Source organism: Bacillus sp. FJAT-27251, assembly GCF_001273925.1.
Classification (GTDB): Bacteria; Bacillota; Bacilli; order Bacillales; family Cytobacillaceae; genus Mesobacillus_B.
Map to the genome: position 1 here is coordinate 3,914,011 of NZ_LIGG01000001.1, position 15,855 is coordinate 3,929,865.

The 15,855-nt window shown below is 40.4% G+C and carries 15 protein-coding genes; 4 read left to right on the forward strand and 11 right to left on the reverse strand.

From position 1 onward, the window contains the following. Positions 1 to 222 precede the first annotated feature (222 nt). Positions 223 to 591: an ABC transporter ATP-binding protein gene (locus ADU22_RS18330; RefSeq protein ID WP_156324394.1), complete on the forward strand. Its 369-nt coding sequence runs from the start codon at positions 223 to 225 to the stop codon at positions 589 to 591. Positions 592 to 955: 364 nt separating this feature from the next. Here the strand turns inward: ADU22_RS18330 and ADU22_RS18335 are convergent, their stop codons facing one another. From ADU22_RS18335 to tatC, 5 genes are all read right to left on the reverse strand, one after another. Next, positions 956 to 1,465, reverse strand: a complete 510-nt coding sequence (locus tag ADU22_RS18335) for a DUF4871 domain-containing protein (RefSeq protein WP_053363455.1) — start codon at positions 1,463 to 1,465, stop codon at positions 956 to 958. A gap of 1,219 nt (positions 1,466 to 2,684) precedes the next feature. After that, positions 2,685 to 3,245 (reverse strand): redoxin domain-containing protein, encoded by a 561-nt coding sequence (locus ADU22_RS18345; protein ID WP_053363457.1) that lies wholly within the window; start codon positions 3,243 to 3,245, stop codon positions 2,685 to 2,687. Positions 3,246 to 3,276: 31 nt separating this feature from the next. Beyond that, positions 3,277 to 3,801 carry a MauE/DoxX family redox-associated membrane protein gene (locus ADU22_RS18350; RefSeq protein WP_053363458.1) on the reverse strand — a complete coding sequence of 175 codons (525 nt, stop codon included), beginning with the start codon at positions 3,799 to 3,801 and terminating at the stop codon, positions 3,277 to 3,279. Between the two features lie 4 nt (positions 3,802 to 3,805). After that, positions 3,806 to 4,006 carry a twin-arginine translocase TatA/TatE family subunit gene (locus ADU22_RS18355; protein ID WP_053363459.1) on the reverse strand — a complete coding sequence of 67 codons (201 nt, stop codon included), beginning with the start codon at positions 4,004 to 4,006 and terminating at the stop codon, positions 3,806 to 3,808. Continuing rightward, positions 4,003 to 4,731, reverse strand: coding sequence for a twin-arginine translocase subunit TatC (tatC, locus tag ADU22_RS18360; RefSeq protein ID WP_197280088.1), 729 nt, complete (start codon positions 4,729 to 4,731; stop codon positions 4,003 to 4,005). Before tatC ends, ADU22_RS18355 begins: the two co-directional genes overlap by 4 nt. A 658-nt stretch (positions 4,732 to 5,389) precedes the next feature. Between tatC and ADU22_RS18365 the strand changes: the two genes are divergently transcribed. Both ADU22_RS18365 and ADU22_RS18370 read left to right on the forward strand, forming a co-directional pair. After that, positions 5,390 to 6,133: an SDR family NAD(P)-dependent oxidoreductase gene (locus ADU22_RS18365; protein WP_053363461.1), complete on the forward strand. Its 744-nt coding sequence runs from the start codon at positions 5,390 to 5,392 to the stop codon at positions 6,131 to 6,133. Positions 6,134 to 6,603: 470 nt separating this feature from the next. Next, on the forward strand, positions 6,604 to 7,470 hold the full coding sequence (locus ADU22_RS18370; protein WP_053363462.1) for a metal-dependent hydrolase: 867 nt from the start codon (positions 6,604 to 6,606) through the stop codon (positions 7,468 to 7,470). Between the two features lie 395 nt (positions 7,471 to 7,865). Here ADU22_RS18370 and dnaB read toward each other — a convergent pair whose 3' ends face one another. The 4 genes from dnaB to ADU22_RS18390 all read right to left on the reverse strand — a co-directional run bounded on the left by dnaB (position 7,866) and on the right by ADU22_RS18390 (position 11,823). Beyond that, positions 7,866 to 9,185 (reverse strand): replicative DNA helicase, encoded by a 1,320-nt coding sequence (gene dnaB / locus ADU22_RS18375; RefSeq protein WP_082252922.1) that lies wholly within the window; start codon positions 9,183 to 9,185, stop codon positions 7,866 to 7,868. Further along, positions 9,121 to 9,456, reverse strand: a complete 336-nt coding sequence (locus tag ADU22_RS18380) for a replicative helicase loader/inhibitor (RefSeq protein ID WP_053363463.1) — start codon at positions 9,454 to 9,456, stop codon at positions 9,121 to 9,123. The genes dnaB and ADU22_RS18380 overlap by 65 nt, the downstream gene beginning before the upstream one ends. Beyond that, complete coding sequence (locus ADU22_RS18385; RefSeq protein WP_053363464.1) at positions 9,437 to 10,288, reverse strand: hypothetical protein; 852 nt, start codon at positions 10,286 to 10,288, stop codon at positions 9,437 to 9,439. The genes ADU22_RS18380 and ADU22_RS18385 overlap by 20 nt, the downstream gene beginning before the upstream one ends. A gap of 581 nt (positions 10,289 to 10,869) precedes the next feature. Then, positions 10,870 to 11,823, reverse strand: a complete 954-nt coding sequence (locus ADU22_RS18390; protein WP_053363465.1) for a hydroxyacid dehydrogenase — start codon at positions 11,821 to 11,823, stop codon at positions 10,870 to 10,872. 389 nt (positions 11,824 to 12,212) lie between these two features. Between ADU22_RS18390 and ADU22_RS24785 the strand changes: the two genes are divergently transcribed. Continuing rightward, on the forward strand, positions 12,213 to 12,365 hold the full coding sequence (locus ADU22_RS24785) for a hypothetical protein (protein ID WP_156324396.1): 153 nt from the start codon (positions 12,213 to 12,215) through the stop codon (positions 12,363 to 12,365). Between the two features lie 169 nt (positions 12,366 to 12,534). On the opposite strand, the gene ADU22_RS18395 is transcribed toward ADU22_RS24785, so the two are convergent. Beyond that, a complete protein-coding gene (locus ADU22_RS18395; RefSeq protein ID WP_053363466.1) occupies positions 12,535 to 13,242 on the reverse strand; it encodes a nucleotidyltransferase domain-containing protein in 708 nt (235 codons plus the stop codon). A 117-nt stretch (positions 13,243 to 13,359) separates the two neighbouring features. Continuing rightward, positions 13,360 to 15,630 carry an ATP-binding cassette domain-containing protein gene (locus tag ADU22_RS18400; RefSeq protein WP_053363467.1) on the reverse strand — a complete coding sequence of 757 codons (2,271 nt, stop codon included), beginning with the start codon at positions 15,628 to 15,630 and terminating at the stop codon, positions 13,360 to 13,362. Between the last annotated feature and the right edge of the window lie 225 nt (positions 15,631 to 15,855).

Sequence of the window (15,855 nt, forward strand, 5' to 3'; positions counted from 1 at the left end):
GCTCCACATGTCATTTTCCTTTATTATACTACAAAAATCTAGTTAATCCTCCAAAATTATACAGTAATTGATAACTTACTTCCTATTCCTCCTGGACTATGAATCCCCTGCGTCTGGGGTTTTTAGGTAAATCTATCAATAAAATGTAATTTAGCTATTGTTTTTCCGCGAGATTCTTTTGATAATAGTAAGAAAGGACCAATTGAAAGTGAAGTGAAACCAATGCTTAAGGGGATTATCGAAAAGTTTTTTAAGCCCGCTCAAGTTGCCAATGAAAAGACGTACAGCCAATCAGAAATAGAGGCTTTGGTGGATGCCAAGGTCAAGGAACACACGGCCTCTTTGCAATCTTCATTAGCCGAACAAGCTTCGGCCTCACAAGTAGAAATCGAAGAAGATTATACTTTATCCGCTAAACAAATCGATTATGCGCTCTCTTTAATTGAAAAGCTCAATCGTGAATTCGAACTGGCCATCGAACCATCGCAGCTGACCATAAAGGATTTAAACCGCCTCATCGCCTATCAGCGGTATAAAAATAAAGGGACGCTTATTAATCTTGTGAAAAAAGGTGTGTTGAGGAGGAAATGAGCAACAGATTGAAAAGCTCAAGGCTCATATGCAGATACAAAAGAATCCAAATACGCTAAAATAATTGAAAAACTTAGGGAGCTCGAGTCTCAGTTAGAAGAAACAAGACAGAACAAAGGAGATGTCCTGTATCCCGTTCAAAACACAGAGCGGGTTATGTCTACATCCATTCTAATATTGGATCTTCCAGCTACCTCTTTCCGCAGACAAACAAAAAAAGCAGCCTTTGGATTTCTGATTTTAGACACATTGATAGTGTCCCAGAATCAGTACAAAGACTGCTTGATTGTTAGGTCCACAAGGGAATATAGCCATTTATTTAGCGTAAACATTGCTCTAGCATAATTAATTAATGGCATTCGCCTTATTCTACTTCGACTACTATTGTATTGATATACTTCTCTCCCAAATAGACTAACAAAGCCCACTTTCCTGATTCGGGAATTTTCATATTAGATGGGATATGGATATCAGCTCCGTTAATACCAGCTAATGGTTTATTATATGTCCAAACCTGTTCCTCATCTTTAACTAGTACAGGAGTTGGTCGCAATTCCCCTTCCTTAACTGCTACAATTCTTAAATTTCCTTCAAGGGATTCACCCCAAAAATGCCACATGTACTTTTTGGTCACCCCAGCCGTAAATGTTTCATCGATGAATCCTATCTCATTTGGTATTCCTCTCATAACGTATTCTTCACTTTTAAATGTTCCCGTAGGCTCCCAGTTCACACTATTCATTCTTTTTACATCATTTATAATCTTATTTTCTATTTCTTCGTTAGAGCCATTAGCATTTACTTTTGTATCCTCGTTACTGCAGCCCATAATTAGAATTCCTATTAAAATCAAAAATATAAAATTTTTCTTCATTGCATGCTCCTTATATATTTATTAAGAGTTTATTCAAAATTGATGAACTAAAATAAACATACTTATGGCTAATGCAGAGATATTAATAGCTCTATTTAAGACCTCAAGCCTTTTGGAAATAGCTAGCTCTAAACTGTTTTGTCCAATAAGAAAATATAGTATTCGCATAATTATAATAGGCAGTGTCCTGGAAAATCCATAAAGGGCTCCTAATGCTAAACCGTATATAGGATTTAAGAAGAACCCGGAATAAAGATACAAAATATAAAACGAAGCATGAGGAATATATGTGAATATACCTCCCCCTAATATACCTCCCCAAACCATCATGTTTTTATGGACATTTTCATGAGAAACCCAATGATCAGGGATTTGCCATCTTCTCTGAGGGATCTTAATTGTGGCAACGCCAAAATCCTTTACAATATACAGGATAATTATGATCCCTAATAAGACAGATTTTATATTTTGAGTTAAAGGGTAACTAAAAACATAAATAATAAGCGTAAATAAAAATCCAAATAGAGCACCGGATATTGTTATGGACAATATATAGGTGGTCAATCTACTTAAAAATTCTCTCGTATTAATCCTCTGCCCGAGAGGATTTACCGCAAGGGATACATTGATCCCTCAGACTGTTGGTAATGTAGAGATCCCCGCTACAACGGCAAGTATTAACCCGATACTCAATTCCATTTTTTATCCCCCCTACAAAACAAAATATAGTATCGCTAGGAAGACCAGGCAATACTATATTTTGTCCCCATTTTATATTACCATTTGGTCGTTACATAGTGGCTGCACCCACAGTCTGAAGAATATCTGGTGTATTGATTATTTAGAGTGCAATCGCAGCAATATCTGGTATTATATAGTCCTTTATAACACCAGCACCCGGTACTGGCATATCCCCACGCATAAGAAACTTTATATCCTGATGGACACTTGGAACTGCTTTGACATCCAGAGCAATATTTTCCGTTAGGCGGGCTGCATGATTGCATTGTACTTCCAGTCACTTGGCACCATGAACTACTAGCGCCTAAAGCAGTAGCAGGATTTAATGTAAAGCCCATTAAGGAAGTGAAAATTGTTGCACCAGTAATCTTCAAAAAGTTTTTTCTGTCAACTGTTCGAGACGTTTGCTCTGACAAAAGTTTGAATAAATTATCCAGTTTATCCAAAATCCTCATAGTACACCTCCTGTTAACTTGGATTATATGGCTATACTCTCCTTGTTAAGCATAGTCATTAATCCTTTGATATGATCTTCTCCATTACAAAGTCCCTTTGCCTTAACTACCCCCTTCTCATCAAGTATAAATGCAAACGGTGTAACCCGAACTTTATAGTTATCAGTTAATTCACCGTTTTCATCCAAAACAATTTTCCCTTTTAGCTGTGTTTTCTCCAGCATCTTTTGCGATTCTTCCCTGGTACCATAAATAACAACTGTTAAGTTCAACAAATTTTTGTAATTAGAGCTATACTTATTCCAATCTGAAAGGAGATCTTTACACGCTCCACAGTTCGGGCTAACAAAAACCACAAGTTCTGGAAGGTTTGTAATGGAATTAGTAGACTCCTTACTTTTTAAAACAACTTGTTCAGGAAATTTAGGAAAGGATTCTCCTACCGGGATTCCATCACGGGAGATCCCCTCGGAAGTAGAAAGATAAACTTCTCCAAACTGTCTGAAAATCATAAAAAACAAGACCAAAAATACCAATACTACAATCCAAAGCAGGATATTGGAGTACAGCAGGAACTCACTCATCTTTACCATCCCTCTCATCTTTATTTATTTTTTATTGACTTAAAATTTGAAGTCTTCTTCTATGAGATGTCCATAAAATTTGTAAAACTAATAGCATTAAACCTAAAGCAAACCCTATTATATGAAATTCGAATTTTAAATTTTCCATTGGTACAAAGGTAAAAGATATTAGCACAATTACCATGGAAACTAATAAACTAATTAACTTGAAAATGGTAAAAGAATCAGCTTCGCTATCGATAAACTTTCCATAGCATCCACAGTGGATCTTTTTTCCAGCAGCGAGACTTTTGAAAACCGCGAAACTAAAGGCAATCAATAACAACAAAAAGGCAAAAGATGCTGTTAATATAAATCCATCTGCAAACAAAAAGATACAAGATAACACTTCGAAAAAGGGTAAAGTAAAACCAATTATCATGGATGCTTTTCTTGGGACGATTTGATAATCTGCAACCAATTTAGCAAAGTGTTTAAGGCTAATTAATTTTGGGAGAGAAGAAATTGCAAATACTGTAAAAACCATAGTTAGTAAAACATTAACAATACTAATCATACTTTTACTCCCTGTTTGCTTCTTTATCCGCAGAGTTGTGGTTGTTTTTTTCTATTGTGTGGGTTTTAGAATTATTTATCGCAGCTTTAAACTCATTTAGTCCCTTCCCCAAAGACCTTCCAATATCAGGAAGATTTTTAGAGCCAAACAAAAAGATCAACAGTATGACTAAAAAAATTAACCCAGGCACACCTATTTGACTCAACCTATCTCATCCCCTCTCTTTTTTAGATGGAATACTTCTCTTCTCTTTTCTATGTGTGATGAAATTAAAATACTAATTTCATACAAAGAAAACATAAGTAAGGTTACGATTAAATCGGAAATAAAATCTGGAGGCGTTATAACAAGGGAAAAAACACAAAGAACTACGTATGAAACCCTTCGAAGCTTTCTCAATACATCCGTTTGGAGAATCCCCAATGTGGTTAAAAACCCCAAAAATGCAGGAACCTCTAATATTAGTCCGAAAATGAGCGTTATAGTTAAAACAAGGTTTAAATAATCAGTGAAATTAAACATGGTATTCAAGCCAGTTTCGTTAGCGACAAAAAGAAAAAAGGATGTTAATAAAGGTACGATCAAGATATATCCTAAAAGAGATCCTACTAAAAACAGAAGTGAAACTACGGGGATGATTTTTGTACACAATTTTTGAGTATGTAAATCTAAGGCAGGTTTTACATATTGATAAATTTGAGTGACGATAATGGGACAAGATAATATTATTGCTTGAAAAAGCATTAATTTGATGTGAATAGTTACAGCCTCATTCATTTTAAATAAGTTTAAATCAATAGAATGATTGATCGCATTACTCTTAAGCAGACTAATTAAATAAGGAGTTGATAGAGAAGATAAGATAAAAAACAGAACAAATGCTATTACAATGTAAGTTAGTCTTTTTCTTAATTCCTTGAAATGATCCATAAACGCCATTTCTTTAGAGTCGTTTATATTAGACTTCGAAAAAATTATGTTTAACACCCCCTTTAATAAAAGAATGTATCAGTGGTATTATTTTACATATTTTCCAAACCTATCTTTATGAATACTTTACCATATAAAACACTGAATGTTGAGAAATTTATGAAAATTAGTTATTTTTTACTATTTATGGAACTTTTTACCCTGTAAATAACTACAAAAAGATACAAAAAAACCCTATTTTCCCATAAAATAATAGGAAATACAGATCATTCTTATTAGTTTGCCCTTTTTTCATATCTATTAATTTAAATAGTTTGTGTTTCATCCGACTGAACAGCAGCCGCTTACTGTTCCCATCCAACAAAGAATCATAACGTTTCGCTGCCGTTTCAAATCACGAAAATTCCCGATAAGTTCCATAAGATTTTTCCTAGGTCTTTAGCCCTTAGCAGCAAAGTTAATGGGAATAAAGACTACCACGAAGAGAGCCAGATCAAAAGGCATCCATTAATTTACTATTTTAAAATATTTTTACTTCGAGACACTTTGTTTGAAAATAATTATCAGAAGATTTACTATTAAGTTGTAGGGAGAGTATTTATATTAAAAATTGTCCATCCTCTATAACGATGTGGACTTTGAAAGGAGAACGATTAACATGGGTAAATTAGATGGGAAAATTGCGATCATCACAGGTGCAGCACAAGGCATGGGCGCCATGCATGCTCGCAAATTCGTGGAAGAAGGCGCGAAAGTAGCGATTACCGACCTTAACCTTGAAGGTGCTCAAAAACTGGCAGATGAATTGGGAGACAACGCAATCGCCCTTAAATTGGATGTTGCTAATGAAGAAAACTGGATCGAAGTTGTCGCAAAAACAGAAGAAGCATTTGGTCCTATCAACGTTTTAGTCAACAACGCGGGAATTGGAATCTTCAAAACGTTGGAAGAACTGACTGTAAAAGACTTTGAATTAACCTTTAAGGTAGATGAGCTTGGTGTCTTCCTGGGAATGCAAAAAACATTGCCTTCGATGAAAAAAGCTGGTGTAGGTTCGATTGTCAATATTTCATCCGTAGATGGCCTGGTGAGTGCGCCAACGGCTATCGCCTATAGTGCTTCCAAACATGCTGTCACCGGTATGACTAAGGGCGCGGCTACTGAGCTTGGACAGCATAACATCCGTGTAAACTCTGTCCACCCAGGAATTATCAAAACCCCTATGGCAGACCAGCCGGATGTGGAAGAATACCTAAAGCAGCTTGAACAGGATATTCCACTGAGAAGAAGAGCAGAAGTTGAAGAAGTTTCTAATTTGGTTGTCTACCTTGCTTCTGACGATTCCAGCTATTCAACCGGAGCCCAATTTGTTGTCGATGGTGGTATGATTTCCGATCTATAATGTGATTCGGCCTAACCAGATCAATAAGCCCTTTTACAAAACAACCTTTTGGTTTTCATTGCTTCCCGTTTCGGGTATAATAAAGTCACATAAACACATATATTAAAAAAGACCGTTGGTGCTGTAACACCAACGGTCAGTGCAATAGAAAGTTCCCTGCAAGGGGGACAGCTTAAAAAATGGGAATAATCCACCAGGCTGCCAAGCTCAAGGGTGGATTATTTTCTTTGGTTAAAAGACAGGATTCAATGATTAAGCTTGCAAACGTACATGCAAACATTAATGCTTCGAATACCGTCTCAGCACCACCCCCTTTCCTTTGGGGATGAGCTGACCACCCTTGAGTTTCCTATTCTATTGCTTTTTTATTATACCATTTTTAAACGAACATAGGTTCTCTTTCTTTGTATCTGTCTACTAGTGAGGCAAGAGAACCGCCCCCATGCCCCACAATTTCGGAGGATAAAGCTGTGGATTCGGTTACTCATACACTTTTTGGACTTTCTTTATATGGTTCCGTTAATAAAGAAAAAATGGACCGCAGAACAAGAATGGCTTATTTAGTCACCGCGGTTGGAGCAAGCCAGATTCCTGACATTGATGTGATTTCACAACTTTGGGATACGGAAGGCTTATATCAAATGTGGCATCGCGGACTTACCCATTCTATTTTTCTGACACCGTTATGGGCGGCCCTTTTTTATGTTCTGTGTTTGGTTTTCTTTAAAGTAAAAGACCGTCGATTGTTTTTCCTGGGTTGGCTTGCATCCATTATCCATGTGACAAGCGATCTCTTTAATGCCTGGGGTACAGGCTATCTGGAGCCCTTTTCGCAAATGCGAATTACCTTTGGAACGATTCCGATTATTGATTTTGTTTTTTGGATCCTGATGGCCAGTGCTTATCTTTTATCCAGGAAGAAGCCGATTGGAAAAAGGCCTGTATATTTCCGGGCTGCCTGGATCCTCATTGCTCTTCACGTAGCACTCCAAAGCTTCCAAGGCTATTATTTTCATCAAAAATACAGCCATGAGTATGAGCAAGTGGCTCTATCGGCCGGTTTTATCCCTACAACCTTTCAGGTGATCACGAAACAGGAAGAGACTGTGACCATATATGAAGACGGCATTTTCCAGCCGAAACAAACTCTGTATGTACTTGAATCCCGGGAGGATGCGGACCTGGACTATCTGTTCGCAAATAACCCGGCTGCCAAAACTCTATACGAGTGGTCACCATTTGTTGTCATTGTGGATGATGATGAACAAATCGGTGTTTATGATCCGCGATTTTATCGACAAGGACAATCCTTTCTTTTTGAATCGTTTGATCGTTAACTGAAAAGTGCCAGTCACTATCCTTTTTCTTGGATGGTGGCTGGCCCTTTTATATAAGAAACTAAGATTCTTCATTCTATAAAAGAGATTAAAAGTGAGGGATTGAAGTCCCCATTTTTGTTAGCACCCGATCGTAAAAATAAGCGGAGAAATTTCCCTTAATCAATAATTTTTAATAAAAAAGACTTAAATAGACGGAGAAATTCCGTCTATCAACCTGAAAAATTCGAAAATGGGACATTTTTCTTTGCATAGCCGGAAAATCTCCGCTTATTCACCCCCAAAACAAGCTCCATTCTGCATATTACCGGAAAATCTCCGCTTATTTCCTTCCGCTAATTCCTCAGTTAAGAATACTCCTAAATAATATTATAAAAAATGAAGCTAGAGCCCCCTCACACCTCCACAAACCTCCCGACTTCCTTCTCAAACGCCAGCTTCACGATTCCCACTGGGCCGTTGCGCTGCTTGGCGATGTCGATTTCGATGATGTTGCTCCCTTTGCTGTCGGTGTTGTAGTATTCGTCCCGATACAGGAGCAGGATGACGTCGGCGTCCTGTTCGATGCTTCCGGAGTCCCGCAGGTCGGACATGATCGGCCGCTTATCCATTCGCTGCTCGACTCCCCTTGACAGCTGGGACAGGAGGATGATTGGCACATGGTACTGTCTGGCGATTTGCTTGAGTTCTTTCGTAATAGCCGCGATCGCGAGGTCATGCCGGTCGTGCTTGCCGGTTTGGGCAATGAGCTGAAGATAATCGATGACGACCAGATACTCGCTGTCAGGAAACTGGCGCCGGGTTTTCTGGATTCTCGCGCGGATATCCGCTACCGTCTGCCGTGACTGGTCATGAATCTGAATATTCCATTTCAGGTACAGATTCATTGCCTGCTCTGCAGATGTTTGGTCCCTTTCCGTAAAAAGATGATAGGCATCCCGCCATTTCGCCCCGTCGATGGCAGTTATGCTGCTCAGCATCCGTTTGACCAGCTGGATATCCGGCATTTCCAGCGAAAAAAAGTCGACCGTGCCTCCGTTTTTACTGCAGTTCATTGCTAGATTGAGGGCGAACGCTGTTTTACCCATGGATGGTCGGGCCGCTAATATGATTAAATCCCCTTTATTCCATCCCCCTGTCATTCGGTTGAGCGATACAAAGCCCGTATTCACGCCCTTCTGATTGGCTTGGTCCTGATACAGTTCATCATGGATTTCCATCAGTACATCTTCTTTCGACCGTCCCCGCTTCATGCCGAGTTCCTGCATCGCGATGAAGGTCTGGTAAAGGTTCTCTGCTTCCTCAGGAGTTCCATTGTGGCAGAATCCTGCCGCAGCGAGCTTGATTTCACGGATTTTGAAATGTTCCAGGACGATTTCCTGGTAGTGTTCCACATGCGCTGTGGTAGGACACAAAACGGCCACCGAAGTCAGATAGCTGACGCCGCCAACATTACCTAGCTCGTCGCCAAGTTCAGCAATCATCGTGACCATGTCGATGGGCCGGCCTTTTTCCCGAAGCCGAAGCATGGCCTGGTAAATCATCTGATTGCGAATGGTCGAAAAGTGGCGGTGTTCGAGGATAAGTTCATTGATGATTTTAGGCTCAAGGAAGACCGCACCAAGCACCATATTCTCCGCTTTTAATAGTTCATTTTCTGCCTTGTAAGGATATCCATGCTGGCTCTGGCTTTCGCTTTCCGCTCTTTTTGTCATGTTCAATCCGCTCACGCCCTTCCCGTTCCCACTGGATGTTTTTTTCAAGAAACGAATTTTCTGTCTCCCTGTATGCCGCAATCTCGGCAATCGAAGGAGGATATGGACTTCTGGCGATATGGAGAAGCAGCTTGCGCATCACCAGGCTGAAATCCATCTCCCTGCCCATCTTCATCCAAAGAAGCAGGGTGTCGTCACACACTTTAAAGTGTGGATAAGCCGACTGGATCTTAACTAGGATGCTAGATACTTCATCGCTGCCCATGGCCATCTCCCTCTCCTGGCTCTATTTTTCCCTGCCGCTCAAGCAGAAGGATCCGCTCCTTTAACGATTGGGAGTCAGGTTGGCTTTTCATTCTGGACTTTCTCGATTTCGTCGAGATGGCAGCTTCATAGTACTTCATGCTGCTGATTGACTCTCCTGGAGACTGGGAAGCATAAGCAGCGTGGATTTCGTCCATCCAGAGGAGCAGCTGTTCAAGTGGAACTTGAAGCGCAGCCACTCTTTCTATCGCATTCATGTCACTTGGCGACAATGTGGTACCCCGGCCGCGAAGGGACAGGAACTTTTCCGTCAAGGCGGCCACCCTTGCATCACCGGCCTGGCCGCCATGCTGGGGTTCCCGCGGACCATCATCATTCTTCTTCTTTACCTTCTCCACTTTCTTCTCTTCTTCTTGATATGGTTTACTCTTCTGTCCGTTTTGGTTACTGGAAGGTTCTTTCTCCGTTCCGCGAAAAGAAGGGTAAAAAAATTCAACAAACCCGCTGTCCTGGATGTCATCATAAGCAAGTACCGTAAACAGCGTTCCAACCGCTGTTTCTTCCACTGCAACCAGCCCTTTTTTCACCAGCTTGTCACTGGCCCGCTTAATCGTGCTTTTCGAGTAGAGCTTTTCGCCTCTCCCCTCCCGGTAGCCCAAATCCTCCGCGAGTTTCGAATAGGCCCGGATATACTGCCCGCGCTTCAGCATAAAGCCATTCACCACCCGTTCTTCCCTTGATGCCTTGATCAAGAGAAACACAAACAAACGGAATGGCACCACCTCCCGCCACAGCTCCGTATCGACAATATCCCGAGAAAGCTTCACCCAACCGCACATACCACCGCACCCCATTTTCCTATGTATTAATCCTTCACTTTCTATATAGGGAAAAAGAGACGAAGAGGACATGGTGGGACAAAATTTTTTTAAAAGCAGAACTGGAGATTGAATCCTTTTAGACACATAAAAAAGACCGCTGGTGATGGAACACCAAACGGTTAGTAAAATAGAAAGTACGCTGTTAGCTAAACAATTCAAAAGTGGGGATCATCTACCTCGCTGTGAATCCCAAGGGTGGATGATTTTCTGAGTGTAGGAGCGCTTTAACAGTTTGGAGGTCAGGCTAGCACCGGATATGATAAATAGACGGAAAAATTCCGCCTAATTAGTAATTACCATTAAAAACAGCTAAAATAGACGGAGAAAATCCGCCTATTGACTCAAAAAATACGAAAATGGGAGTTTTTTCTTTGCATAACCGGAAATCCTCCCCTTATTTACCCCGAAATTAGCTCCTTTTTTCATTTAACCGGAAAACTTCCCCTTATTTCCCCTGAAATCAGCTCCATTTTTCATTTAACCGGAAAATCTCCGCTTATTACCTGCCCGCTTCCTCACTGAAGATCCGTTCTTTAACGTTATAGATTGTCTAATAAAAATAGTGAATCTTCCCCATTAAGGACCTTTATAATTTCGTTTGAAATAATGGTCGATATTCTTTCTTGTGATTCTTCCGTTAATCCAGCAATATGAGGGGTGATGGAGATATTGTTATTCTTTAGTAAAAAGTGGTCCCTTGTAATAGGCTCATTCTCAAGTACATCCAGATAGGCGCCAGCAATCAATCCTGATGTGACTGCTTCAAATAAAGCCGCTTCATCGATAATTCCACCACGCGAAGTGTTGATGATGACTGCATTTTTTTTCATGGATTTAAATTCTTTTGTACTAAATAAATAATGGGTTTCACTCGTTAATGGAATATGGATACTAATAAAATCCGACTCTCTTAACACTTTCTCGAAATCAGCCTTCATGATCCCGGTTTCTACAAATGGATAATCTAAGTGCCTAACATAAGGATCATATCCCATTACCTTCATTCCAAATGCGAGGGCCCTCTTTGCAAGTCGGTGACCAATTTCTCCTGTCCCGATTAATCCTAATGTTTTACAAAACACCTCATTTCCGGTAAAAAGATTTCTATTCCAATTCCCTTTTTTAACATCTCCTCCTGCTTCCAGGATATTCCTGGAGGATGTAAGAATAGCCGTCATGACATATTCAGCTACCGATATCGCATTTGCATTTTTTGCAGACACCACTTTTATATTTTTTTGATTCACTGTAAATAAATCAATATTATCGAGACCGGTGCCCAATCTACCAATTACCTTCAAATTCTTTCCTGCATATAGCACATTCTGATCAACAACGGTCTGGTTTCGGATAATTAAGGCATCTGCATCCCTAACTTTTTCAATCAATCCGCCCTTGCTTTTCCATAAATCTGGTAAAAACTCCACATCTGCTATATTTCTCAAATGATTTATTCCAGATTGCGGTAGAAATTCTGAAATAAGAATTTTCATCGTTTCACCTCACTTTAGGCACTGGGATCAAGTTTGGCTGGAAAAAACCCTCTTTCCCCTAGGCTTTCAGCTGCCGTTAAATGTTCAACATACCTCCAGTTTGTTTTAGATTATATGCTCGTTTTAATCATCCCGTTACATCCACATCCATATGCTCCGCCATCACACATAATTGCCATAGGGACGAAGTCTGCGAAGCTCGAGGGTGGATGACTCAGATAATCACATAAATAAAAAAGACCGTGGTGCTGGTCACACCAAACGGTCAATGCAATTGAAGTTCCTGCAAGGGGGGCAGCTTCAAAACAAGATACGTAAAAGACAACTAGTGTAAGGATTAGATGCCTCCTTAAAATGAGTTGTGTGAAACACTTTACGGAGATTGAATAGTGAGAAAACTGTCAACCATTAATAGAAAAATCGGCCCCGGCGAAAACGAAAACCAGGACCACGGCGAAAACGAAAGCGAGGACCAAAAACGGGACCTCGACGGAAACCAAAACGAGGGCCACCACCGAAACCACCTAAGAAGAAAGGCATAATAAAATTCCTCCTTTATTGTATGATATTTTAGGTTATGCCACTTAGGTGCTCGGGGATTGGGACAAATGTGGAGAAAATAATAAACAAGTAAAATATTTGGTTTTGAGTGAAGGTACGGAACAAAAGGGTACTCATCAAAAGGTAAGGTTAATACCCAGTAAATTTTATCTACAAAAAGAATTTTTTATAACCAGCAAACAATTCTCCACTATAATTGTCGAGGATAGATTGAATGAATGAAATTAGTTCAGCCTTATCATTTGTATTCATGTATATTTTTGTATATTTAACCAGTTTATCACACATATCATTATCATATGATTTAAGGCTTCTAACCCTCCACTTTCCTTCACCAACCCAATTGCCATTTGCCCTTAAAACCAATTCAGTTAACATATCTATTAATTTATTTAAAATAAATAAACTTTCTTCAAATTCTTCTGAACTTCTAAAGTCTGACAAAAAATCTGTAATTTGATAGCTTGCTTCATTTATTTTTTCCTCATCCCAAAGTTCTGGACCCTGTTCATAAAGTTTTTTTGCCTCTCTTTGAACTTCCTTCCCTTTCCCTTGTTTATCTTTTATAAGTTGGCCTTCGGCACACATTTTAATGATGGTGGGCATCCCTCTATATCGAGCTGTTTGAAATTCAATCTCTAGAGATAAAGAATTATAAATAAACGCTTCTATTTTCCACCCAAGAAAGTGATAACATTCAAGCCTTGGGGTCTCTGTTTCATCAATTATAACTAAATCAATATCAGATTCTGTTGTTAAATTTCCAGAAGCAGCACTTCCACCTACCCAGGCTATATCTGATTCGGGATAGTGGGAAACGATAAACTGTTGAGCTACCTTCTTGATCGAGTTTTTCAAATGAAACACCTCCCATACAGGATATTCACCTAAATGATTAGTGTTCCATGGGACGTAGGTGGCATGGGACGCAGGGACAGGTACATTGTCCCAACACCTGAACAAAGCCGGGACAGTTTACCTGTCCCCTTGTCCCTTTAACCATTTCGCTGTTAGGGTTTCTGCCTCCAGCATCTTTTCCGGGGTGCCCTCAAAGATAATATGGCCGCCTTGTTTGCCGCCGCCTGGGCCCATTTCGATGACCCAATCGCTTGCCGCAATAAAGTCTGGATTGTGTTCAATGAGGATGACTGAATTCCCATTGTTGACTAGCTTTTGAAAGAGTTCCAAGAGTTTGCCATTATCTTTTGTGTGCAGCCCTAAGGATGGTTCGTCCAATAAGTAGATTTGTCCTTCCTTTTGTAAGTGGCTTGCAAGTTTGAGCCGCTGGATTTCTCCACCGCTCAGGGAACTTGTTGTCTGTCCAAGAGTCAGATACCCAAGACCTACCTCTTTTAGTGTCTTTACTCTGTTTATGATCCTTGGCATGTGAAAATCGTTCATCGCCTCGTCGATCGTTAAATCTAAAATTTCTACTATATTTTTATCTTGATACTGATAGGCAAGCGCTTCGTCTGAATATCTCGTCCCTTCACACGCTTCACATGTGATTGTAACCGGGTCAGCAAATGCAACGTCTGGCTTCAGGACTCCTTTCCCTTTGCAAATCGGACATGCGCCTAAAGAGTTAAAGCTGAACAAACCTGCCGGCTGCCCAGTTTCTTTTGAAAAGATGGAGCGGATATCGTCCATAATTCCCATATAGGTGGCGAGGGTTGAACGATTGGAGATTCCAATACTGCCTTGCCCTACCATAATTGTCTCGGGATACCTTTCTGCGAATGCCCCGAACATTAGGGAGCTTTTCCCTGAACCAGATACGCCGCATATAGAGACTAAGACATTTTTGGGAATATCAACGTTTATATTTTTCAAATTATTGTTGTTCGCGCTTTGTATTGAAAAGTAATTTTCTATACTCCTTGGATTTGTGTTGATTTTCAGCTTGTGGTGCAGGTTTGTTGCAGCTTTTGAGTTTGTTAGTCCTGCTAACTTTCCTTGATAGACAACTTCTCCGCCATTTACACCTGCTCCTGGTCCCATTTCGATGATTTCATCCGCTGCTTTTATGACGGATAGATCGTGTTCGATGACAATGACAGTGTTATGCTCGGCTTTTATCTTTTTCATCATTTGGATGACCATGTCCACTTCTTCTGGATGAAGTCCCGCACTTGGTTCGTCGAAAATGTAGGTAAGATTGTTGAGGCTGCTGCCTAAATGACGAGCGATTTTTACCCTTTGGGCTTCTCCGCCGGACAAGGTTCCCATTTTCCTTGATAGACTCAGATAACCTAATCCCATTTCGATTAGTTGTACGACAGGTGGAATTGCTTGTCGTGCGATAGCCTCTCCAATCGGACCTTTTATGTTCGTTAGTTCCTCCAGCAGGTCTGTTAGCTCTAATTGATCATATTCTGCAATATTTAAGCCATTGATTCTGCATTCCAATACCTTTGGGTTCAGTCCTGAACCTTGGCAGTTTGGACATAGTGTTTGTGTTGAAACTGTTAAGACGTCTTCCTGGGTTACTTCTTTTAGCTTTGAGAGATCTCGATTGATATAAAGGCGCGTAAATCTGGGCAATAACCCGTCCCACTCATGCTGTTGAGGTCCGTTTTTTGTATGGAACGGCGCATAGACTTTTTCCCCTTCCCTGGGACCATATAAAAGCAGGTGCAGTTTTTCTTCCGGGTAGTCCTTAATCGGCAGGTCAGGATCGAATAAACCACCGGTCATCATCCATCTGCCTTGCCAGCCTGATGGCGATAATGGCTTGAATTTCACTGCATAATCCCGAAGTGACTTGTCGAAATCAATCATCTTAGTGAGGTCTGGCACAATGACTTCCCCAAATCCCCCGCATTCCGGACATCGGCCGAAGGAGCTTTGGCTCGAAAAGTCAGTGGCAGAACCTATTGATGGTGTTCCGATCCTTGAGAACAAAAGTCTGATTAATGGATGAAGATCCATATAGGTGCCTACTGTTGAGCCGGAATGGCTCCCTGCAGGTCTTTGTTCTACAACGACAACCGGGCTTAGGTTTTGCATAAGATCAGCGTGAGGCCTTTCGTACCTTGGCATTTGATATCTGACATATTGAGGATAGTTAGCAGTCATTTGCCTTCTGCTTTCAGTTGCTAATGTGTTAAACACAACCGAACTCTTACCTGAACCGGAAAGGCCGGTAAATACGATTATTTTTTCTTTTGGAATCGTTAAATCTATATTTTTTAAATTATTTTCTTTAAGGCCTCTTAAAATAATTTCATCTTTTCTTTCAGACATGTTATCACCGTTTCTGTTTGATCTCCTGCTGGGACACAGGGACAGGTTCCATGTCCCAGCGGCTGAATCAAATGGGTTAGTTGACCTGTCCCCTTGTCCCTGTATACCAGTTTATCATCTGCTTGTATGCTCATCCAATCCATTCGTTTTCCTTTTCGATGTTGGATCAGCGCCTTCTATTTAGGTGCTTCGGAGTTCGCGGGACACAGGGACAGGTTCATCTTC

Bases quoted from the DNA above. Each gene is read 5' to 3' on its own strand.
- ADU22_RS18330 (WP_156324394.1), top strand. From the start codon at position 223: ATGCTTAAGGGGATTATCGAAAAGTTTTTTAAGCCCGCTCAAGTTGCC.
- ADU22_RS18335 (WP_053363455.1), bottom strand. From the start codon at position 1,465: ATGAAGAAAAATTTTATATTTTTGATTTTAATAGGAATTCTAATTATG.
- ADU22_RS18345 (WP_053363457.1), bottom strand. From the start codon at position 3,245: ATGAGTGAGTTCCTGCTGTACTCCAATATCCTGCTTTGGATTGTAGTA.
- ADU22_RS18350 (WP_053363458.1), bottom strand. From the start codon at position 3,801: ATGATTAGTATTGTTAATGTTTTACTAACTATGGTTTTTACAGTATTT.
- tatC (WP_197280088.1), bottom strand. From the start codon at position 4,731: ATGGATCATTTCAAGGAATTAAGAAAAAGACTAACTTACATTGTAATA.
- ADU22_RS18365 (WP_053363461.1), top strand. From the start codon at position 5,390: ATGGGTAAATTAGATGGGAAAATTGCGATCATCACAGGTGCAGCACAA.
- dnaB (WP_082252922.1), bottom strand. From the start codon at position 9,185: ATGACAAAAAGAGCGGAAAGCGAAAGCCAGAGCCAGCATGGATATCCT.
- ADU22_RS18380 (WP_053363463.1), bottom strand. From the start codon at position 9,456: ATGGCCATGGGCAGCGATGAAGTATCTAGCATCCTAGTTAAGATCCAG.
- ADU22_RS18385 (WP_053363464.1), bottom strand. From the start codon at position 10,288: ATGTGCGGTTGGGTGAAGCTTTCTCGGGATATTGTCGATACGGAGCTG.
- ADU22_RS18390 (WP_053363465.1), bottom strand. From the start codon at position 11,823: ATGAAAATTCTTATTTCAGAATTTCTACCGCAATCTGGAATAAATCAT.
- ADU22_RS18400 (WP_053363467.1), bottom strand. From the start codon at position 15,630: ATGTCTGAAAGAAAAGATGAAATTATTTTAAGAGGCCTTAAAGAAAAT.